This window comes from Paenibacillus sp. 8b26 (assembly GCF_050626875.1).
Taxonomy (GTDB): Bacteria; Bacillota; Bacilli; order Paenibacillales; family Paenibacillaceae; genus Paenibacillus.
Genome location: NZ_CP192445.1, coordinates 3132167 through 3140000 on the forward strand (window position 1 = coordinate 3132167; position 7834 = coordinate 3140000).

At 47.8% G+C, this 7834-nt stretch carries 5 protein-coding genes and 2 rRNA genes (1 of these 7 only partly in view); all 7 read right to left on the reverse strand.

Annotation, left to right across the window (positions count from 1 at the left end; translation table 11 throughout):
- Nucleotides 1-33 precede the first annotated feature (33 nt).
- Nucleotides 34-1317, reverse strand: a complete 1284-nt coding sequence (gene serS / locus ACQ4MX_RS14455; RefSeq protein WP_149096305.1) for a serine--tRNA ligase — start codon at nucleotides 1315-1317, stop codon at nucleotides 34-36.
- A 36-nt stretch (nucleotides 1318-1353) separates the two neighbouring features.
- Entirely contained in the window at nucleotides 1354-1920 is a 567-nt protein-coding gene (pdxT, locus tag ACQ4MX_RS14460; RefSeq protein WP_431085597.1) for a pyridoxal 5'-phosphate synthase glutaminase subunit PdxT, read from the reverse strand.
- A gap of 16 nt (nucleotides 1921-1936) precedes the next feature.
- The gene (gene pdxS / locus ACQ4MX_RS14465) at nucleotides 1937-2818 is read right to left on the reverse strand and encodes a pyridoxal 5'-phosphate synthase lyase subunit PdxS (RefSeq protein WP_134911705.1); all 882 of its coding nucleotides are present in this window, start codon (nucleotides 2816-2818) and stop codon (nucleotides 1937-1939) included.
- A 142-nt stretch (nucleotides 2819-2960) separates the two neighbouring features.
- The gene (locus ACQ4MX_RS14470; protein WP_431085598.1) at nucleotides 2961-4349 is read right to left on the reverse strand and encodes a D-alanyl-D-alanine carboxypeptidase family protein; all 1389 of its coding nucleotides are present in this window, start codon (nucleotides 4347-4349) and stop codon (nucleotides 2961-2963) included.
- Between the two features lie 320 nt (nucleotides 4350-4669).
- A complete protein-coding gene (gene guaB / locus ACQ4MX_RS14475) occupies nucleotides 4670-6127 on the reverse strand; it encodes an IMP dehydrogenase (RefSeq protein ID WP_431091340.1) in 1458 nt (485 codons plus the stop codon).
- Between the two features lie 317 nt (nucleotides 6128-6444).
- Nucleotides 6445-6561, reverse strand: a 5S ribosomal RNA gene (gene rrf / locus ACQ4MX_RS14480).
- 134 nt (nucleotides 6562-6695) lie between these two features.
- Nucleotides 6696-7834, reverse strand: a 23S ribosomal RNA gene (locus ACQ4MX_RS14485); it runs 1788 nt beyond the window's last position.

Below are 7834 nucleotides of genomic sequence, written 5' to 3' on the forward strand. Positions count from 1 at the left end.
TATTTTACCACAGACTTTAAACGAATGCAATGATTACTGTTTGGGAGCAATAACTTCAGCGCCTCGCATGTATGAACGCAGCACTTCCGGGATCACAACGCTTCCGTCCTCTTGCTGATAGTTCTCCAAAATAGCAGCCACTGTGCGTCCTACAGCCAATCCTGAACCGTTCAGTGTATGTACAAATTCAGGCTTTGCTTTCGGCTCCGGCCGAAACCGGATGTTTGCACGACGCGCTTGGAAATCTTCTGTATTCGAACAAGAAGAAATCTCACGGTACATGCCACTCTCAGGCAGCCACACTTCCAGATCATACGTTTTGGCAGACGTGAAACCCATATCCCCGGTGCAAAGTGCCAGCACACGATATGGAAGTCCAAGCAGTTGCAAAACACGCTCTGCATTATTCGTCATTTTCTCCAGTTCCTCATAGGAGGTGTCCGGGTGAACCAGCTTAAGCATCTCTACCTTATTGAACTGATGCTGACGGATCAAACCACGTGTATCCCGTCCTGCCGATCCTGCCTCAGAGCGGAAACAAGAGCTGTATGCTACATAATTTTTTGGAAGCTGATCCGCGTTCATAATCTCTTCGCGGTGATAGTTCGTTACCGGAACTTCAGCCGTAGGAATGAGATAATACTCGGTATCACGCAGCTTGAACAAATCCTCTTCAAACTTCGGAAGCTGTCCTGTTCCATACAGACTGTCCCGGTTCACAATGTATGGGGGCAGCATTTCTTCATAACCATGCTCACTGCTATGCAGATCCATCATAAAGTTAATCAGCGCACGCTCCAGACGTGCTCCCAATCCTTTGTAGAACGTAAAACGGGAACCCGTCACCTTCGCTGCCGCCTCAAAATCGAGAATATCCAGCTCCTGTGCCAGCTCCCAATGTGCTTTAGGCGTAAAAGAAAACTCGCGTGGCTCCGACCAGCGGCGAATCTCTACATTATCCTCCTCCGAAGCACCTACAGGCACCGACTCGTTGGGGATATTCGGAATGGACATCACCAGTTCGTCGATCTGAACCTCCAGCTCGCGCACTTGCTCATCCAATTCTTTAATACGGTCAGAAACCTGACGCATCTCGGCAATAAGGTCATCCGCATTTTCTTTATTCTTCTTCAACTTGGCTACTTCACCGGATACGACATTCCGGCGATTTTTGAGCGCTTCACTTTCCTGAAGCAACTCACGACGACGAACATCCAGATCCGTAAAGCCATTTATCAGATCCAGAGATTTGCCCCTATTTTGCAAAGCTTTTTCAACCCGACCAAGCTCATTACGTAAAATCTTTATATCTAACACAGGTAATCCCTCCTACACTACAAACCTGACTTTCCGCTATTCGCGGACCATATCTACAAAATACTGATGCAACCGGTAATCGTCCGTTAATTCCGGATGGAAGGATGAAGCCAGCAAATGACCCTGACGGGCCGCCACGATCTCGCCGTTATACTTAGACAGCACATCTACTCCCGTTCCAACAGACTGTATTAATGGCGCGCGTATAAACACAGCACGTACCGGTTCCTCAATCCCTTTAATGTCCAAGTCTGTTTCAAAGCTTTCCCGCTGGCGACCAAAAGCATTACGTGACACTGTAATATCCATCAGTCCCAGATGCGCTTCTTCCTGCCCTTGAACCGTTTTGGCCAGCACGATCAACCCCGCACAAGTGCCGAATACAGGCTTGCCTTGATCGGAAAACTGGCGTATGGCATCTATAAAGTCATACTTGCGCATTAGTTTGCCAATCGTCGTGCTTTCACCACCGGGAATGATAAGACCGGACAGCTCATTGAGCTGTTCGGTCTTCTTCACCGCCACACCTTCCGCACCCGCAAGTTCAACGCTTCGTATATGCTCAGCCACAGCGCCTTGCAGCGACAGAACTCCTATTTTCATGCCGGTCCCTTCCTTCTTACCAACCACGATCCTGCATGCGTTCATGCGGTGCCAGTTTGGAAATTTCAATGCCCTTCATCGGAGCGCCCAAATTCTTGGACACTTCTGCAATCAGCTTGTAGTCCGTATAATGAGTAGTCGCTTCCACGATGGCACGTGCAAATTTCTCAGGGCTATCGGATTTGAATATACCAGAACCGACGAATACACCATCAGCGCCCAAATGCATCATCAATGCGGCATCAGCAGGTGTTGCTACGCCGCCCGCTGCAAAGTTGACCACTGGCAGCTTGCCGTGCTCATGCACTTCCAGCAGCAATTCGTAAGCAACGCCAAGGTTTTTCGCTTCTGCATACAGCTCGTCCTTCGACAGGTTTTTCACCTTGCGAATTTGGCCGTTGATAAAACGCATATGACGAACAGCTTCGACAATATTTCCGGTTCCAGGCTCACCCTTTGTACGAATCATGGATGCACCTTCGCCGATGCGACGCAGTGCTTCTCCCAGATCCTTGGCTCCGCATACGAATGGAACGGTAAACTCTTTCTTATCGATATGGAAAACTTCATCCGCAGGTGTCAGCACTTCGCTCTCGTCGAGATAGTCAACTCCGAGAGATTCCAGCACCTTCGCCTCTACAAAATGGCCGATGCGAGCCTTAGCCATAACAGGAATAGAAACCACCTTCATGACCTCTTCCACAATCGTTGGGTCAGCCATACGGGCAACCCCGCCAGCTGCACGGATGTCTGATGGCACCCGTTCAAGAGCCATTACCGCTGTAGCACCTGCCGCCTCTGCAATTTTAGCCTGTTCAGCGTTCATGACATCCATGATTACGCCGCCTTTTTGCATCTCTGCCATACCTCTTTTAACACGCGAAGTTCCCGTTTCCATATCGTTGCCTCCTGTAAGGGTTACGTTTAGATTCTAACTTAATATTTTACCGCACAGACGCCAAATACACAATCATTTCAATCAGCAAAATACGTAAGGCATAGCAAGAATCCTCGGCTCTATCTGTCTGGTAACCAGACGATTAGAACAGGTTTTTAATGCCCTGAAACAAATCACCAAAGAAATTGCCAATGGCCCGGAAAAGCATACGGAACCAGCCAGCCTCTTCTACATCCGTCGTAGTTACCAGGTCAACGGTTTTCACCTGACCTTTTTCCACACCATCCGTTTTGTACGTATAGCTAATCGTTCCGACTTTTGCCCCTTGCTTCAATGGCGCTACGAGCGAGCTTTCCGGTGTAATATTGGTTGTAAACGTCACTTTTGGATTGCCAGCACCCTTAGGTACGACAAAGCTTACCGCGTCTTTGGTCACAACAGGTACTTCAGTTTCCGTGCCTTTGGAGACAGGCACATTTTCGGCACCCTTAACTACCGTCTTTGGAGCCACAACCTGCTTCACTTCAAAATTATCAAAACCATAGTTCAATACTTTAGCAGTCTCCGTAAAACGGTGCGGCTCCGAGTCTGCCCCCATAACTACACTGATAAGACGCATTCCGTTACGTTCGGCTGTTCCCGTAAAACAGTTACCTGCATTGCTCGTATGACCGGTTTTCATTCCATCCAGACCAGGATAAGCGAACTTTCTAAAGTTAGTTATATTCTTGTTTGCTTCCAACATCCAGTTGTAGTTAATAATCGGCGCCTTGTCCGTCGGACGGAACTTATACGATTGAATCGTCGTAAACCGTGTATAGTCTGGGTGATCCTTAATAATGTTACTAGCCAGTGTAGCCGCATCTCTCGCTGTCATTACGGTTTCCCGATCAGCATCCGGCTGGTATCCTTTAGGCATGTCGCTACGGTCTAACCCTGTAGAGTTGATGAAATACGTATTTTTCATACCCATTTTCTGAGCTGTTTCATTCATCAATTTTACAAAGTCCTGCTCGGTTCCAGACACACGCTCGGCAAGAGCTACCGTTGCATCGTTGGCAGAGCCTACCGCCATGGCAATATACAGTTCTTCTACCGTATGTTGATCACCTTGAGCCAGAAAAATACGTGATCCGATGCTCTTGGCAGCATTCTCTTGAACCGTAACCTTATCCGTCCATTTGAGCTTCCCTTGCTTGACCTGCTCCGCTACGAGATACTCTGTCATCATTTTGGTCATACTTGCTGGTGGGAGTGGCTCATCCGGGTTCATAGACAGCAATACCTGCCCTGTGGAAGGCTCAATCAGGATAGCCGAGCGCAGCGCCAGACTAGGCGGTTTAACAGAGCCTGTCCCCGTAATATTGACCGCCTCTGTTGTCGCTCCGGCGGCAAACGTAGCCACAGACGGATCAAAATTGCCCACAACCGGTAATGCTGACATATACATCATATTAAGCACCATGACTGCTGTTACGCTCTTTTTAATCATGCTGCGTTTCTTATTTTGTTTATGATTGTTCGCTTTCAAATGAATACAAACTCCTCTCGTACCTCAACCCGATCCGTTATGTATAACGAGACGGTGGATAAAGCCTCTACTAGGCCAATGAAATTAATGTTTTAAAATTCGGTTTTGTTTCCTCAGTTGGATCCATTATTCAACGTTCTCTGCTCTTATCTTGGAATGAGCAGGTACTAAGTAAGTCCTATATCCTAACGTGTCCTTACTTCATCAACCCATTTTGTAAAAAGCGGACACTTGTCTATTCTATCACAGGGGTATCTCTAAAAAAAGACAGGCAGAGCGAAATACGCCCTGCCTGTCGTCAAGTCTGCTACAGTCGAACTTTATAATGAATAGTTTGGTGCTTCTTTTGTAATTTGCACATCATGCGGATGGCTTTCACGCAGACCTGCACCCGTAATACGGATAAAGCTCGTATCATTACGAAGCTCCTCAATATTAGCAGTGCCGCAATATCCCATACCGGAACGAAGACCGCCCAACAACTGGTGAACCGTATCGGAAAGTGGCCCTTTATAAGCGACACGTCCTTCAATGCCCTCCGGTACCAATTTCTTATCATCATCTTGGAAATAACGATCCTTACTTCCTTGCTTCATCGCAGCCATGGAACCCATACCACGATATACTTTAAAGCGACGACCTTGATAAATCTCGGATTCGCCTGGACTTTCTTCCGTGCCAGCAAAAAGACTGCCCAACATTACCGCAGAAGCTCCTGCCGCAATGGCCTTCGTAATTTCACCGGAATATTTAATGCCACCGTCTGCAATAATCGGAATATTATATTCCCGTGCTACTGTCGCACAATCATAAATAGCTGTTACTTGCGGAACACCAATCCCGGCGATCACGCGCGTTGTACAGATAGAGCCTGGACCAATGCCGACTTTTACAACCGAAGCTCCGGCTTCAATCAGTTCACGCGTTCCGTCACCAGTAGCTACATTACCTGCTACAATCGTCAGATCAGGATAAGCATCACGCAATTTGCGAACCGCTTCAATGATGTTAATATGATGACCGTGAGCAGAATCGACGACAATCAGATCCACACCTGCATATACGAGTGCTTCAGTCCGATCAAACGTATCTTTGGAAATGCCGACAGCCGCACCGACCAGAAGACGCCCTTGTGCATCTTTCGCTGCGTTTGGAAATTGAATAGCCTTCTCAATATCTTTAATAGTGATAAGCCCTTTGAGGTAATTTTCATCATCGACCAAAGGAAGTTTTTCAATTTTATGCTTTTGCAGAATACCTTCTGCTTCCTGCAAGGTCGTACCTACAGGTGCAGTTACCAGCTTTTCCTTGGTCATCACTTCACTGATTTTAAGATTAAAATCGTGAATAAAACGAAGATCGCGGTTAGTAATAATACCCACCAGCTTATTTTCTTCATTTACAACAGGTACGCCAGAAATACGATATTTACCCATAACAGCTTCAGCATCAGATACCAAGTGATCTGGAGTCAATGAAAATGGATTGGTGATAACACCGCTCTCTGAACGTTTAACCCGATCTACCTCTACTGCTTGCTGTTCAATCGACATATTTTTATGAATAATACCGATACCGCCTTCACGAGCCATGGCAATTGCCAAAACTGCCTCAGTTACAGTATCCATACCAGCACTCATCAAAGGAATATTCAGTTTCACGTTATCACTCAAACGGGTCGCTACGCTTACTTCTTTCGGCAGAACCACCGACTTGCGAGGTACCAGCAAAACATCGTCAAAGGTAAGGCCTTCCTTACCGAATTTATCTTCCCACACCAAGATGATCCTCCTTCAAATTGTTTAGTCTGTATTGGTCTTGTTGTCTGTCCGACATGGACAAATCAAGGCTCTCTGAAAATATATTATTGCAATCTTAGCAAAGCGGTATAGGGGTGTCAAGCCTTCCTCAGCAGCCACAACTTTTAGTGTTCCCCTGTACAAACAAGTGTACTCACAGGAAGGACATCCTTTATAATTAAGCGTTTCCCAAGATAAAGTCGACCCTTTTATAAAAAATAATCCGCTACGGTTCTGAAACGTAATATACAAAAAAGGACCACAATCTCAAGGAGATCATGGTCCTTCTTCCTTTTGCTTGGCGACGTCCTACTCTCCCAGGACCCTGCGGTCCAAGTACCATCGGCGCTGGAGGGCTTAACGGTCGTGTTCGGGATGGGTACGTGTGGAACCCCTCCGCTATCGCCACCAAACATGAATTTGTAAAACAAATTCTACCGTATGGGTATTCGGTTCATCACTAATCGTGTGAATGAATAGCCATGCGCTTTTCTTCAAGGTGTTACACCCTGAAAACTGGATCCGAAACTCCATTGCATTCTATCCTTAGGATAAGCCCTCGACCGATTAGTATTGGTCAGCTCCATGCATTACTGCACTTCCACCCCCAACCTATCTACCTCGTCGTCTTCAAGGGGTCTTACTAATTGGGAAATCTCATCTTGAGGGGGGCTTCACGCTTAGATGCTTTCAGCGCTTATCCCTTCCGTACATAGCTACCCAGCGGTGCTCCTGGCGGAACAACTGGTACACCAGCGGTACGTCCATCCCGGTCCTCTCGTACTAAGGACAGCTCCTCTCAAATTTCCTACGCCCACGACAGATAGGGACCGAACTGTCTCACGACGTTCTGAACCCAGCTCGCGTACCGCTTTAATGGGCGAACAGCCCAACCCTTGGGACCTACTTCAGCCCCAGGATGCGATGAGCCGACATCGAGGTGCCAAACCTCCCCGTCGATGTGGACTCTTGGGGGAGATAAGCCTGTTATCCCCAGGGTAGCTTTTATCCGTTGAGCGATGGCCCTTCCATGCGGTACCACCGGATCACTAAGCCCGACTTTCGTCCCTGCTCGACTTGTAGGTCTCGCAGTCAAGCTCCCTTCTGCCTTTGCACTCTTCGAATGATTTCCAACCATTCTGAGGGAACCTTGGGGCGCCTCCGTTACTCTTTAGGAGGCGACCGCCCCAGTCAAACTGCCCACCTGACACTGTCCTCGTACCGGATCACGGTACCAAGTTAGAACCTAGATACGATCAGGGTGGTATCCCAAGGATGCCTCCTCTCAAGCTGGCGCTCAAGTCTCTTAGGCTCCCACCTATCCTGTACAGATCGTACCCAAATTCAATATCAAGCTGCAGTAAAGCTCCATGGGGTCTTTCCGTCTTGTCGCGGGTAACCTGCATCTTCACAGGTATTAAAATTTCACCGGATCTCTCGTTGAGACAGCGCCCAAGTCGTTACGCCATTCGTGCGGGTCAGAATTTACCTGACAAGGAATTTCGCTACCTTAGGACCGTTATAGTTACGGCCGCCGTTTACTGGGGCTTCGGTTCATAGCTTCGCCCCGAAGGACTTACCACTCCCCTTAACCTTCCAGCACCGGGCAGGCGTCAGCCCGTATACTTCGCCTTGCGGCTTCGCACAGACCTGTGTTTTTGCTAAACAGTCGCTTGGGCCTTTTCA

Bases quoted from the DNA above. Each gene is read 5' to 3' on its own strand.
- pdxT (WP_431085597.1), bottom strand. From the start codon at position 1,920: ATGAAAATAGGAGTTCTGTCGCTGCAAGGCGCTGTGGCTGAGCATATA.
- pdxS (WP_134911705.1), bottom strand. From the start codon at position 2,818: ATGGAAACGGGAACTTCGCGTGTTAAAAGAGGTATGGCAGAGATGCAA.